Source organism: Arthrobacter sp. ZBG10, from assembly GCF_001238605.1.
GTDB lineage: Bacteria > Actinomycetota > Actinomycetes > Actinomycetales > Micrococcaceae > Arthrobacter.
In genome coordinates this window covers 59,726-72,314 of sequence record NZ_LFQH01000009.1, presented here as the reverse complement: position 1 = coordinate 72,314, position 12,589 = coordinate 59,726, and the positions used below count along the sequence as shown (strand labels likewise).

13 protein-coding genes are annotated in these 12,589 nt (G+C 63.1%); 7 read left to right on the top strand and 6 right to left on the bottom strand.

The features are described from left to right. Positions 1-18 precede the first annotated feature (18 nt). A complete protein-coding gene (locus ACU18_RS02345; RefSeq protein ID WP_197273498.1) occupies positions 19-786 on the top strand; it encodes a response regulator transcription factor in 768 nt (255 codons plus the stop codon). On the opposite strand, the gene ACU18_RS02340 is transcribed toward ACU18_RS02345, so the two are convergent. After that, a complete protein-coding gene (locus ACU18_RS02340) occupies positions 759-1,169 on the bottom strand; it encodes an Hpt domain-containing protein (RefSeq protein WP_050683931.1) in 411 nt (136 codons plus the stop codon). The two genes, ACU18_RS02345 and ACU18_RS02340, sit on opposite strands and share 28 nt — an antisense overlap. A gap of 221 nt (positions 1,170-1,390) precedes the next feature. Between ACU18_RS02340 and ACU18_RS02335 the strand changes: the two genes are divergently transcribed. Then, entirely contained in the window at positions 1,391-2,629 is a 1,239-nt protein-coding gene (locus ACU18_RS02335) for a glycoside hydrolase family 26 protein (protein ID WP_050683930.1), read from the top strand. Between the two features lie 139 nt (positions 2,630-2,768). On the opposite strand, the gene ACU18_RS02330 is transcribed toward ACU18_RS02335, so the two are convergent. Genes ACU18_RS02330 through ACU18_RS19835 form a run of 3 tightly spaced genes read right to left on the bottom strand, consistent with a single transcriptional unit; the run spans position 2,769 to position 3,987 of the window. Next, positions 2,769-3,197 carry a very short patch repair endonuclease gene (locus ACU18_RS02330; RefSeq protein WP_050683929.1) on the bottom strand — a complete coding sequence of 143 codons (429 nt, stop codon included), beginning with the start codon at positions 3,195-3,197 and terminating at the stop codon, positions 2,769-2,771. Positions 3,198-3,225: 28 nt separating this feature from the next. Beyond that, entirely contained in the window at positions 3,226-3,660 is a 435-nt protein-coding gene (locus ACU18_RS02325) for a pyridoxamine 5'-phosphate oxidase family protein (protein ID WP_050683928.1), read from the bottom strand. A gap of 12 nt (positions 3,661-3,672) precedes the next feature. Further along, entirely contained in the window at positions 3,673-3,987 is a 315-nt protein-coding gene (locus ACU18_RS19835) for a hypothetical protein (protein ID WP_197273501.1), read from the bottom strand. On the opposite strand from ACU18_RS19835, the gene ACU18_RS02320 reads away from it, so the two are divergent. From ACU18_RS02320 to ACU18_RS02310, 4 genes are all read left to right on the top strand, one after another. Next, entirely contained in the window at positions 3,869-5,596 is a 1,728-nt protein-coding gene (locus ACU18_RS02320) for a purine-cytosine permease family protein (RefSeq protein ID WP_050683927.1), read from the top strand. The two genes, ACU18_RS19835 and ACU18_RS02320, sit on opposite strands and share 119 nt — an antisense overlap. A 208-nt stretch (positions 5,597-5,804) precedes the next feature. Further along, positions 5,805-6,533: a DUF6318 family protein gene (locus tag ACU18_RS20335; protein WP_331456807.1), complete on the top strand. Its 729-nt coding sequence runs from the start codon at positions 5,805-5,807 to the stop codon at positions 6,531-6,533. A 26-nt stretch (positions 6,534-6,559) separates the two neighbouring features. Further along, positions 6,560-7,468: a hypothetical protein gene (locus ACU18_RS20145; protein WP_231685988.1), complete on the top strand. Its 909-nt coding sequence runs from the start codon at positions 6,560-6,562 to the stop codon at positions 7,466-7,468. A 104-nt stretch (positions 7,469-7,572) separates the two neighbouring features. Then, positions 7,573-8,643: an alkene reductase gene (locus ACU18_RS02310; RefSeq protein ID WP_050683926.1), complete on the top strand. Its 1,071-nt coding sequence runs from the start codon at positions 7,573-7,575 to the stop codon at positions 8,641-8,643. Between the two features lie 226 nt (positions 8,644-8,869). Here ACU18_RS02310 and ACU18_RS02305 read toward each other — a convergent pair whose 3' ends face one another. Further along, a complete protein-coding gene (locus ACU18_RS02305; RefSeq protein ID WP_050683925.1) occupies positions 8,870-9,187 on the bottom strand; it encodes a hypothetical protein in 318 nt (105 codons plus the stop codon). 130 nt (positions 9,188-9,317) lie between these two features. On the opposite strand from ACU18_RS02305, the gene ACU18_RS02300 reads away from it, so the two are divergent. Continuing rightward, on the top strand, positions 9,318-11,804 hold the full coding sequence (locus ACU18_RS02300; RefSeq protein ID WP_050683924.1) for a Tex family protein: 2,487 nt from the start codon (positions 9,318-9,320) through the stop codon (positions 11,802-11,804). Here ACU18_RS02300 and ACU18_RS19185 read toward each other — a convergent pair. Continuing rightward, entirely contained in the window at positions 11,801-12,520 is a 720-nt protein-coding gene (locus ACU18_RS19185) for a YqjF family protein (RefSeq protein WP_082178141.1), read from the bottom strand. The genes ACU18_RS02300 and ACU18_RS19185 overlap by 4 nt on opposite strands. Positions 12,521-12,589 lie beyond the last annotated feature (69 nt).

Here is a 12,589-nt window from a genome sequence, read left to right as displayed (position 1 = left end):
GGCTGCTGAGGGGACACTATGAGTGAAGCACGTGTGGGACTTGTCATTGAGGATGATCACGATATCCGGGAACTGGTCCGCACTGTGCTGACCCAGGCCGGCTTTGAGGTGACGGTAGCCAGCACGGGCGCAGAAGGCGTCCTGGTGGCTAAAACCCTGAACCCCGACGTGATTACACTCGACCTGGGCCTGCCCGACATCGACGGTTTCGAAGTGTCGAGGCAGATCCGTGAGTTCTCGGACGCCTACATCGTGATGCTGACGGCCCGCACCGAGGAACTCGATACTTTGATCGGCCTGGAATCCGGCGCCGATGACTACCTCACCAAGCCGTTCCGGCCCCGCGAGCTCCGGGCCCGCGTTGCTGCGATGATGCGCCGGCCCAGGTCCGCAGCGGAGGCAACGGACACGTCAGCGCCTGAGGTGTCCGCCAACAACCACGTGCGGCCCGAACGGGGCAATTTCAGCCACAACGGCCTTGACCTGAGCTACGCGTCCCGGACTGTGCTGGTGGATGGGACGGAAATGAACCTGACCCGGACGGAATTCGAACTCCTGCACGCGCTGCTGGAAGCCGGCCGGACTGTCCGGACCAAGGCGGATCTGGTGCGTCGGCTGCGGGACGAGGATTACGACGTCGGAAGTTACATCAGCGAATCCGACGAACGATCCGTGGAAGTCCACATGGGCAACCTGCGCAAAAAGCTGGGCGATTCGCCGCAAAGCCCGCGCTGGCTCCAAACTGTCCGCGGTGTGGGTTACCGCCTGGCTCCCGGCGAGCACTGAGACTGCAGCCTGTGGATGGTCTGCCGGCCGCAGTGGTCGATGGGCCGCAGGAACGTCGCTGCCAGGTTTGGCAGCACCACCGCGATGTCGCCGCTCCGGGCGCCCCGCCGGATTTCGCCTTCGAGGTCCAGCGCCAGTCCTGCCAGGCGTTCCGCGCCCACCATCTGGCTGGACGTTTTGAGGCTGAGGACCGCGTCCACTGAGCCCTCGAGGTCTCCCGTGGTGAGGGCGAGCCGCAGGCGGCTTATCCGCTGGGGAAGGTATTCGATGAAGTGGCCCACAAAGACCTTGCTGTAGCCGCCGTCGTCCTCCAGCTCTTCCCGCAGCCGGTCCAGTACGGACTGGTCCACCAGTGGCCGCGGGGTGTCATCTGAGGTGCTCAAAACGGTCCTTTCCGGTGGTGGTCGGCGTCGGGGAAACCAGGGAATCAATGGGGTCATTTGCTCTTCTTCAGGTTAGGTGGATGGCCTTGGCGGGTCAGGTTTTCAGCGAATAATTGTGGGTTTCTTGATAAGACTGCGGCTTTTACCCCTAATATCGAATCCAGTGCTTTCCGCACCAAAAATGGCGGCTTTTTGCTGCCGGCTGACTGGGGACAACTGCCATGATCCGATCGCTGAAAACCGTTGTTGCTGGCTTGCTTGCCGGGACGGTCCTGGTGGTGTCCGGGGTGTCCGGCATCGCGCCGGCCGCTGCGGCGCCGGCTGCCCAGGTCACGCTAAGTCCGGGGTCCGGTCCTGCCGGCTCCGCGGTTACGGCGACCGGGACGGGCTTCAAAGCCTCCACCAGTGGAACCGTCACAGCGGGCGCCAGCTCATTTTCCTTCAAGACATCCGGCACAGGCTCATTCAGCACGGGGATTGTGATCCCCGCTGGAGCCACCGGCAGCCTCACAGTCACCGCCAAGACGTCGGCCACTAAAGCGTCGGCGCTGTTTGTTGTGCAGCCCGCGGTGGTGACCGAGCCGCAACCTCCTGTGATCAGCTCGGCGAAACTCCGCTTTGGTGTGGCGACTCAGGGTGGGGCCTCCGCCGGGGCGGAACTCGATGCTGTGGGCGTGCTGGCGGGGGAGAGCCCCTCCATGGTCCTGATGTACAAAGACTTCCTGCAGGCACCGCCGCTGGCCGAGCTGGATGCGGTTTCGGCCCGCGGCGCCACGGCATTGCTCACCTGGGAACCGTGGGCCTGGGGCGGCGGCGTTGAGCAGCCCGCCTTTTCCCTCGACCGGATCACCGCGGGAGATTTTGACGCCCACATCCGTGCATGGGGACAGTCGCTGGCCTCGTGGGGCAAACCGGTGATGCTGCGGTTCGCCCACGAAATGAACGGAAATTGGTACCCATGGGCTGAAGGCGTCAACAGCAATCAGGCCGGCGACTACGTGTCCGGGTGGCGGCACGTCCATGACGTGGTGGCGGCACAGGGTGCGGCGAACGTGCAATGGGTCTGGTCGCCCAACGTTCCCTACTGGGGTTCCACGGACCTTACCGGGTTGTATCCGGGAGCCGGGTACGTCGACGTTGTGGCGCTGGACGGCTACAACTGGGGGACGTCCGCCGCCTGGAGCAGTTGGGTCTCGCCGCAGGACCTGTTCAGCCCGGGTATTGCCCAGCTCCGGACGTTGGCGCCGGGCAGTCAGATACTTGTAGCGGAGACTGCAGCCAGTGAGTTGGGTGGTTCCAAAGCGGCCTGGAACAGGGACCTGGTGGCGTACCTTGCCAGTCAGCCGGACGTTATGGGATTTGTGTGGTTCCATCTGCAGAAGGAAGCGGACTGGCGGATCAACAGCAGTGAATCGTCGGCGACTGCGCTGAAAGCCGCGCTCGTGGCTCGAAGGAGCTAGCCGGCACTCGGGGATTACTGGGATTACGGGGCTCCGGACTCTGGTTGGTGATCCCCACGCAGGACCACAAGCACCATTGTGTCCGGCACGCATCAAGAACCTGGGCGCCGGAGCCCAGGATTGGCTCAAGATTGCGGCGTCAGGTCCGGGAATCCAGGAAATTCTCCAGTGTTGACTCCAGCGCTGAGCTGTCCCTGAGCTCGCATTCCCACACTGTGAGGACATCCCAGCCCGCCTCCTGGAGTTGTTTCCGCTGCTCCGCGTCCCGCTCCCGTGTCCGGGACCGCTTGGCCGCCCAGAATTCGGCGTTGGCCTTCGGTGCGTGCTGGCCCACGCGGCAGTCGTGGAAGTGCCAGAAGCAGCCGTTGACGAAGATGACCTTGCGCCGGCCTGCGAATACAAGGTCAGGCCTGCCAGGGAGCCGGACCGACCCGGACCTCCCATGGAGACGGAACCGGTAGCCTTTGGCGTGCACCAGCCGGCGTACCAGCAACTCCGGCTTGGTGTTTTTGCCGCGGATTCTGGACATGTTCCAGCTGCGCTGCTGGGGTGTGAGCTTGTCCGACATGGCCAGTCCGTTAGGTGGTCACGGGGCTTTAGATCTCTCGTTCCGGCTGCTGGCCGAGCTGGAAATGCCTGCCGCTCACGGACGCCGGCACGATCTCGACATAGAAATCCTTCAGTGTTGGCACCCAGGACTGGAGGCCAAGCTCTTCCACGGGAGCCAGGTCGGCGGAGGTGTTCAGCACCCTTGCCTTGCCCCGGACCACTACGGACCAGGCTTCGTCGGAGAGGACACCATCGGCTTCAAAAAGTACGGCGTCGTTGATGGTGAGTTGGGCGAGCTTATTGCCCGGGGCGGTCCGCAGGTAGATCTTCCTCGCGGCGGTCACGTAATTCACGGGGAAGATATCTGGTTCGCCGGCAACGGAAACCACCAGCCGCCCGTGCCTGGTGTTGTCCACCAGATGCCAGGACTGGTCGTCGGTGAGGTCCAGGACCGGATTGCCATCCTTATGTTCAAACATCATGCCCCCATTCTTCTACGACTTGTAGAAATTGGCTAGGGTTTTGATGAAATTCGAATCCAGCGCCTGGGTTGTTTTGCGGGGCCCCTCAAAAGTGAGACTCCCGTCCCGGAAGTTCTTAACGCGGCCGAAACAGGCCTGTGACCAGCCCGTATCCCGCGCTGGATAACGTCGCAGCAGACCCAATCCGGCGACGAAAGCGACGCGCAATATGACCAGCGATAAACCCAATACGCAACTGCTGGAACCGGTGATGCCTCCTGGACCTTCCGGCGTCGGGCCTTCACCCGCGACTGAAACCGTAACGAACGCGGCCGCGCTGAATGCCACGAAAGAGAGCCTGGAGGACTATACGCTTCGGTTCGCGCCGCGGTCCTACCGGAAGTGGAGCGCCGGCGTGGTTGCGACCAGTGCGCTGGGCGGCATCGCCTACCTCGCCGACTTTTCCATCGGCGCCAACATCGGCATCGCCTACGGCACTGTGAACTCCATTTTTGGCATCGCGGTAGCTGCAATCATCATCTTCGCGACGGGCTTTCCGCTGGCGTACTACGCAGCGCGCTACAACATTGACCTGGACCTGATTACCCGCGGTTCCGGCTTTGGCTACTACGGCTCAGTGGTCACCAACATCATTTTCGCCACCTTCACCTTCATCTTCTTTGCGTTGGAGGGCTCGATCATGGCCCAGGGCCTTGAGTTGGGACTCGGTATTCCGCAATGGCTGGGGTACGCGGCATCCACGGTGATCATCATCCCGTTGGTGATTTATGGCATGAACACCCTGGCCAAGCTCCAGGTGTGGACCACGCCCTTGTGGCTGCTGCTGATGGTGGTGCCGGTGGGGTACCTGCTGATGTCACACCCTGAGAGCATCGACGGGTTCTTCGCGTACACCGGGGCGTCGGGCGACGGCGGGCCCAACCTGGCGTCCGTGATGCTGGCTGCCGGCGTGTGCCTGTCGCTCATGGCCCAGATCGCCGAGCAGATCGACTACCTCCGCTTTATGCCACCCAAAACCGCCGCGAACAAGGGCGCCTGGTGGCGGGCAGTGATTCTGGCCGGACCGGGCTGGGTCATCTTTGGGGCCATCAAGCAGATTGTGGGGATGTTCATTGCCATCTACCTGATTGCGTCGCTGGACCCGGCCGCGTCCGCGACAGCCAACGAGCCCGTGCACCAGTTCCTTGGTGTGTACCAGGAGATGATGCCGGCTTGGCTCGCCATGACCTTGGCCGTGGTGCTGGTGGTCATCTCGCAGATCAAGATCAACGTCACCAACGCCTACTCAGGCTCCCTCGCGTGGACCAACAGCTTCACCCGCATCACCAAGACGTACCCGGGGCGGATGGTTTTTGTGGTGGTCAACCTGCTGATCGCCCTGGTGCTGATGGAAGCCAACATGTTCAGCTTCCTCAACACCATCCTCGGTTTCTACGCGAACTGCGCCATGGCTTGGGTGGTCACCGTGGCGTCCGACATTGCCATCAATAAGTACCTGCTCAAGATCTCCCCGAAGATGCCGGAGTTCCGCCGGGGCATGCTCTACGCAGTGAACCCGGTGGGATTTGTGTCCATGCTGGTTTCCGCTGGGGTGTCCATTGCGGTCTTCTTCGGAGCCTTCGGTACTGCCATCCAGCCGTTCTCGCCCATCTTTGCGGTGGGTTTGGCGTTGGTCCTCCCGCCTGTGCTGGCACTGGCCACGAAAGGCCGCTACTATCTACGCCGCACGGATGACGGCATCGATCTGCCCATGTTCGACGCCGACGGGAATCCCAGTGACGCCAAGCTCCTCTGCCACGTAACGGGCATCGAATTCGAACGGCCCGACATGGTTCGTTCTGCCAAAAATGCGCCCGACGGCGGCCCCCAGTACGTGTCCTCGCTCGCCTTGTCCACCGACAAGACAGGGGAGCTGGTGCTACCGCCGCAGAAGTAGTGGCTTAGGCCTTACCCTCAGACGACGAAACCCGGTGCCCGTTGGGTGCCGGCTTTCGCTGGCTTGTGGAGGACTTTTCGTCGGATTGTGCTGACTCGCGTGTTTCGGCCGGGCTGCGTCCAGTGCTCAGTGTGGTGGTGTTTTAGCTGTGGATAACTTTGATCACATAACTGTGACGTGGGTTACTCTTAAGGCACTATTCGGGGGGATGACGCCGTTCTTACGATTCGGGGGATTAGCGCCCATGAGATCACCAAGCGTTGTTTGGCCCCGAGGCCTGAATCCCGGAGCCCTGGCGGTGCTGGTGTGCTCGCTGCTGGTTTGGTCTCTGCTGGTGCTCGCCGGATGCGACTCCGGCGGATCTCCCGGCCAGACATCGAGTGCGTCCGTGACGGCATCGGCGGGTCCAAGCGAGTCGGCAACCTTGAGTGCCACCCCTACCCCCACGGCCACCCCGTCCGGCGCCTACAAGCCCGCGGACGCGTCCGGTCCGGCCCAAAACGTCCCAGTTCCCGTGCTTCCGGAAGTGGCAAAGACCCGGACCAAGGAAGGTCTAGAGGCGTTTACGAGGTACTGGTACGAAACCCTTAGCTACGCGTATGAAACGGGAGATCTGACCTTTTACGATGGTGTCGCTCCTACGACCTGTGTTGCTTGCGAACAGGTACGTGAAGTTATCCGCAATTGGCACGCCGAAGGTCGTTGGTTGGTGGGCGGTGGAATCACGACTCCGACAGTGGAAACAAACTTCATTTCTGGCGCCGACGGCAAGTACAAGGTAGCTGTCCAAGTACGGCAAGATCCTCTCGCCTATATGCGCGCCGATGGCACCATTGCGCGAACAGATGAGCAGGTAAGTGATCGGGGAAATCTGCTGCTCGTCAGTAATTCGGCGGGCCAGTGGAGTGTAGACGAAATCGGAAGCATCGTTGGTTAGCAGTGATGCGATATCGATTACCAATTGTGTTGCTGACCATGCTTATGCTGGTCGGAACCGGCCTGTCGGACGCCAACGGGGACGAGGATGGCGATCCAGAATTTGGAGGCCAATGGAATCCAGACTCACTCCAGTTCAGTGGATGGGTCTGGGACCAAGGGCTTAACGACTTTGTCCGTGCCGTGCCTGGTGTCCTTTCATCCGATCCATTTCAGTACAAATACGAACTCCAATGCCATCTCGGTGGTGGTGATTTTGATACTCCCTGCCTTGCCCGCCAAATTGATTGCACAAATGGACCGGATGGAACAGCCGGCATACCCGTGACCTGGTTGAAAGCACCAGTCGGGATCACAAATCCGTCCTGGTCCTACTACTCCGGCCCCACCTGCCTTTACGACGCCCAACCCGAGGACGTGCTGCTGCGAATAGCAGCGGACATCCAGCAACAGTTCGAGAATCTGCCAGTGAACGCCGGAACGGTCGTTGCCCAACCAAGCCCGCACACACTCAGGGGTGCGGAGACGAACTTCTACGCAGAGACCACGGAACAGGCATTCGATGTAACGATGTTCGGCCAGCCGGTGCACGTGGTTGCTACTCCAGTCCAGTACACGTGGAACTACGGCGACGGTACCGTTTTCGGCCCTCAGCCATCCATGGGCGGGCCGCTCCCGCAGGACCGATGGGGCGAGGAAACCCGGACCAGTCACGCGTACATGGCCACCGGTGACTTCCAGGTTGTCCTTACCACTTCCTTCCGCGGAACGTACTCAGTGAATGCCGGCCCGGCGTTGCCCATCCCAGGCCAGGGCTTGTTCGGCGCGCCACCGCAGACCGTCAGCGTCTGGCGCTCGCTGACCAGGACCTACGCCGATGACTGCATCACGAATCCGCAGGGCCAGGGCTGCCCGGGAGTCGTCGGAACCCGCTGACCCAAGGCCCGGTGCGGGCTGTGATCCCGGTCGCATCCGGAATAGCCGCTCAAGCGCGCCCGTTGGCAGAAGCAGAACAACTTAGCCTTTGAAAGGATCTGCGCATGCTGTTTTCACCTCTCACCCTCGGCGAACTTGAGCTTCCGAACCGTTTGGTTATGGCACCCCTGACCCGTGTCCGCTCCGGCGAGGCAGGCATCCCGGGCCCCCTCGTCGTCGAGCACTACCGGCAGCGCGCCTCCTTGGGCCTTATCGTCAGCGAAGGCACTTACCCATCGCCCGCCGGACGGGCCTACTCGGGCCAGCCTGGGATCGTTACCGATGAGCAGATTGCCGGCTGGAAGAAGGTCACGGACGCCGTACATGCCGAAGGTGGCCGGATCTTCGCGCAGATCATGCACGGCGGCCGGGTCTCGCACGAGGCCATCACAGGTGGCCACGAGATCGTGGCTCCCAGCGCTGTTGCCATCGAGGGTGACGTCCGCACCCCTCTCGGAAAGCTCCCTTACCCCGTGCCGCACGCACTGACCACTGACGAACTTCCCCTCGTCATCCAGGAATTCGTCACCGCGTCGCTGAACGCAGTCGAAGCAGGATTCGACGGCGTGGAGCTCCACTCGGCCAACGGGTACCTGCTGCACGAATTCCTTGCACCCAACACCAACGTCCGCACGGACAGCTATGGCGGCTCGCCGGAAAACCGGGCGCGTTTCGTCATCGAGACGGCCAACGCCGTGGTGGCAGCACTCGGCGCCAACCGGGTCGGCATCCGGCTCTCCCCGGAGCACAACGTCCAGGGCACGTCCGAGGTAGACGCCGCGGACATCAGGGCCACCTACGAGGTGCTGGTGGACAGCATCGCCCCGCTCAACCTCGCGTACCTTAGCGTGCTGCACCAGGATCCGGCCGGTGAGCTGGTCCAGGATCTCCGTGCCCGCTTCGGTGGCACGTTCCTCGTCAACAGCGGTTTTGGCGTGATCACGTCGCGGGAAGAGGCTGTTTCGCTCGTGGAGGATGGCCACGCTGACGCCGTTGTGGTGGGCCGACCCGCGATCGCCAACCCGGACCTGGCCCGCCGCTGGAAGGAAGGCCTTCCGCTCAACGAACCCGACCCGTCCACGTTCTACGCAGACGGAGCCGAGGGTTACACGGATTACCCGGCCTACTCGGCGTAATCACGGCACAAGCAGCACAGGCATGACGACGGCGGCACCCAAGTTGGGTGCCGCCGTCGTTAGTGCTGGCCGGTGTGCTGTCCCGTCAGCTGATGCCGATGCCATCCGACGACTTCGGCGCATGTGTTCAAGGTGGCCCGCCGGGTATCCGTAGAGTGCCGACGGTGATGAAATTTTACCCCGCAATCCAGCCTTTTTCCAGCATTTTTGGTGTTGATCGAACCTGTTACAGCACAGCCTCGCGTCCTGTTCCTTCCATCATCACCAGGCGCCCGTCGGCGATTGAGACGAGGACGCTTTTGGGCTTGCCGCTCACTTTTGTGATGGCCTTCAGCCCGCGGTTAGTCACCTCAACCCCAACCTGCGCGCCCTTGGCCGGCAGCTCAACTGACACCTCGGACGCTATGCCGAGGATGGGGTTGGTGGACACCCCGAGGTCGCGGCGCGCCTCTTTGCCGTTGACCGTCACGGTGATGTTGGCTTCCTCGAACCCCTCCTGAAACACGATAAGCAGTTCGCGCATGATGGCCTCTTCCTCGAGCATTAAGTGCCTGTGACGGCACCTCCACTACAGCACTTTGCGGGCGGGAGCGGAATACCCTTACCGGTTGCACCATGCCGCTAAAGGCCCGGCTCCGGTGGAGCCTGCGGAGCGGGTAGGGCAAGATGTTCAGGTGACTCAACTGCCGCACGCCCCGTCCTCCGCACCGTCTGCCGCATCAGGGCCGGACTCTTCGATCCACGCCCAGATCGCCGCGGAACTGGGTGTCAAAGCCTGGCAGGTCAAGGCCGCCGTGGACCTGCTCGACGGCGGGTCAACCGTGCCGTTCATTGCCCGCTACCGCAAGGAAGCCACTGGGACGCTTGATGATACGCAGCTCCGCGAGCTGGACGAACGGCTCCGCTACCTCCGGGAGCTGGCGGACCGGCGCCGGGCAATCCTGGACGCCATCGAGGCCCAGGGACAGCTGACCCCTGAATTGAAGTCAGCGGTCCTTGCCGCGGACACCAAATCCCGGCTCGAGGATATCTACCTTCCGTTCAAATCAAAGCGGCGCACCAAGGCCCAGATTGCGCGGGAGGCAGGGCTCGAGCCACTGGCTGACTCGTTGTTGAAGCGCCCGGACCTGGATCCGGAGCGCGAAGCGGCACGCTACCTGAGCTCCGAACACAGCATTGAGGATGCTTCGGCCGCGCTGGCCGGAGCCCGGGCCATCCTGGTGGAACGCGTGGCGCAGGACCCGGATCTCGCAGCCACCCTGCGCGAGCGGCTGTGGACTCAGGGCCGTATGGTGTCCCGCGTCCGGAAGGGCAAGGAATCGGATGGCCAAAAGTTCGCTGACTATTTCGACTTCACCCAGGCTCCGGCCGGCATGCCCTCCCACCGCGTGCTCGCGCTGCTGCGTGGCGAAAAAGACGGGGTGCTGGAACTGGACCTCACCGAGGCGGATCCCTCGGACGACGCCGGCCTCACCGCCGCCCGCATTCGCTATGAATCGGCGGTGGCCAAGTGCCTCGGGGTTGCCCAGCGCGGCCGGCCAGCCGACACCTGGCTGATGCAAACTGCCCAGATTGCCTGGAAATCCCGCGTGCTGTCCCGGCTCACCGCGGACCTGCGCGGCCGGATGTTTGCTGCGGCGGAGGACGAAGCAGTCCGTGTATTCGCCGCAAACCTGCGCGACGTCCTGTTGGCGGCACCTGCAGGGAACCGCGCCACCCTTGGGCTTGACCCTGGCCTGCGGACCGGCGTCAAAGTCGCGGTGGTGGACGGGACCGGCAAGGTGGTGGCTACCGACACGATCTACCCCCATGCCCCCGCCCGGAAGTGGGATGAGTCCCTTGCCGCCCTGGTCCGTTTGGCGCGGCAGCACTCCGTCGAGCTGATAGCGATCGGCAACGGGACGGCATCCCGTGAAACAGACAAGCTGGCGGCCGAGCTGATCAAGCAGCTGCCGGACGTGGACCGGACACCTCAGAAACTCGTGGTTTCCGAGGCCGGCGCCTCCGTCTACTCGGCCTCCGCGCTGGCCGCTGCCGAGTTGCCGGGTATGGATGTTTCCCTTCGCGGCGCCGTGTCCATTGCGAGGCGGCTCCAGGACCCACTGGCCGAGTTGGTCAAGATTGACCCCAAATCCATTGGCGTGGGCCAGTACCAGCACGACGTGACTGCCTCGAAACTGGACCGCAGCCTCGACGCGGTAGTGGAGGACTGCGTTAACGCGGTGGGCGTGGACGTCAACACGGCCTCGCCTGCGCTTTTGGCCAGGGTGGCCGGCGTGGGGCCTTTGCTGAGCGAAAACATTGTGGCATTCCGTAACGAAAACGGACCCTTTGCCCGCCGTGCGGATCTGAAGAAGGTTCCACGATTGGGTGCCAAAGCGTTCGAACAGTGCGCAGGCTTCCTGCGGATCACGGGTGGCAAAGAGCCGCTGGATGCCTCAAGTGTCCACCCGGAGGCGTATTCGGTGGCCCGCAAAATCCTGGTGGCTGCCGGGTCGGCTCCCGCTTCTGCCCTGGATCCGCGGGACTTTGTGGACGACGCGTTTGGCCTGCCCACCGTTCAAGACATCCTCGCTGAGCTGGACAAGCCCGGCCGGGACCCACGGCCCGCCTTCGCGGCAGCCACGTTTTCCGAAGGGATTGAGAAGATCTCCGACCTTCGTCCCGGGATGGTGCTGGAGGGAACCGTCACCAACGTTGCGGCGTTCGGTGCATTCGTGGATGTCGGTGTCCACCAGGACGGGCTGGTCCATGTCTCGGCCCTGGCCAACAGGTTTGTGTCCGACCCCCGCGAAGTGGTCAAATCCGGGCAGGTGGTCCGCGTCAAAGTCTTGGAGGCTGACCCGGAGCGGAAGCGGATCTCCCTGACATTAAGGCTCGACGACGAACCGTCCGCCGGCGGTCACCGGCCCGGCCGTCCTGCTGGTCCCGGCCGCCGGGCAAAGGACGGCGCGGAGGCGTCGGGGACCGGATCGGCCCGACCTGACCGAAGCGGGTCAAACAAGCGCAGCCGTGGGCAGCACAAGGATACGAGCGGTCCGGAAGGTACAGCAAGCGCTAAGCCGCTTCCCCGCCGGCAGGTACCTGCGAGGCCTTCGCAGGCTGCAGCTGCTGACACCGCCATGGCGGAAGCACTCCGCAAAGCAGGGCTGGGCAATTAGCTGCCGCTTGTTGTCCTCTGGACCGGCCCGGCGGCAGCTGCACTGAGCAAGCGCGGCCGCCCGAACTGTGTGTGGACGCCGGGTGAGTACAGCACTGATTCGGGTGGCCCGGAAACACCCAGTCCTGCTGCGGACACCAGGGAATCTGAGATCAAACCGGCTTTTGCTCGATACAAAGGCCAAGGCCTATGCGTATTGGGAACATAAAATGACTTACCCCTGAACGCACTGTGCATGCCGAACCGAGCCGTGAGATGGATGGACAGCGGATCGTCGGCCACTTCACTGCGGAGCGGCTTTACGTCGAAGGTGCTGTGGGCGGCGTCTTGGCCGAACCGGCGGACCGTGTATCCCCTGGCGCCCTGATCTGTCCCCGCACCCCGGTAACCGATACGGGACCAGACGTATGGGACTCCTGCGGCTCTGGCCGCGATCACAACGGCGAGGCGGTCGGCATCGAGGCTGCGGAAAACTACGCCCCGGACCCCGTCCGGCCCCCGGGAGTACAGGCGGACGTTGACTTCGTTGAAGCTTCCGAAATACGGGATCCCGGGACCGCTGCCCAGTCCCGCCTGCCGCATCCGGAAACCAATAAGGCCCACCCAGGCGCTGCCGTCAAAAGTGTCCGGCCGCACCCCGGCTGGCATGTGGAGGCCGGCCGCTGATTCCGGTATCCGCCAGTGCAGGAAGACCGCGTCCTCCCAACGCTGATCCATGATGGGGAAACCCGACAGCGGTGGCGGGCTTGGCCAGCCGGTCTCGTCAGCTGTGTTCACCGTCTCTGC

Coding starts and splice junctions, on each gene's coding strand:
- ACU18_RS02345 (WP_197273498.1), top strand. CDS start 19: ATGAGTGAAGCACGTGTGGGACTTGTCATTGAGGATGATCACGATATC.
- ACU18_RS02335 (WP_050683930.1), top strand. CDS start 1,391: ATGATCCGATCGCTGAAAACCGTTGTTGCTGGCTTGCTTGCCGGGACG.
- ACU18_RS02330 (WP_050683929.1), bottom strand. CDS start 3,197: ATGTCGGACAAGCTCACACCCCAGCAGCGCAGCTGGAACATGTCCAGA.
- ACU18_RS02325 (WP_050683928.1), bottom strand. CDS start 3,660: ATGATGTTTGAACATAAGGATGGCAATCCGGTCCTGGACCTCACCGAC.
- ACU18_RS02320 (WP_050683927.1), top strand. CDS start 3,869: ATGACCAGCGATAAACCCAATACGCAACTGCTGGAACCGGTGATGCCT.
- ACU18_RS20335 (WP_331456807.1), top strand. CDS start 5,805: ATGACGCCGTTCTTACGATTCGGGGGATTAGCGCCCATGAGATCACCA.
- ACU18_RS02310 (WP_050683926.1), top strand. CDS start 7,573: ATGCTGTTTTCACCTCTCACCCTCGGCGAACTTGAGCTTCCGAACCGT.
- ACU18_RS02305 (WP_050683925.1), bottom strand. CDS start 9,187: ATGCTCGAGGAAGAGGCCATCATGCGCGAACTGCTTATCGTGTTTCAG.
- ACU18_RS19185 (WP_082178141.1), bottom strand. CDS start 12,520: ATGGATCAGCGTTGGGAGGACGCGGTCTTCCTGCACTGGCGGATACCG.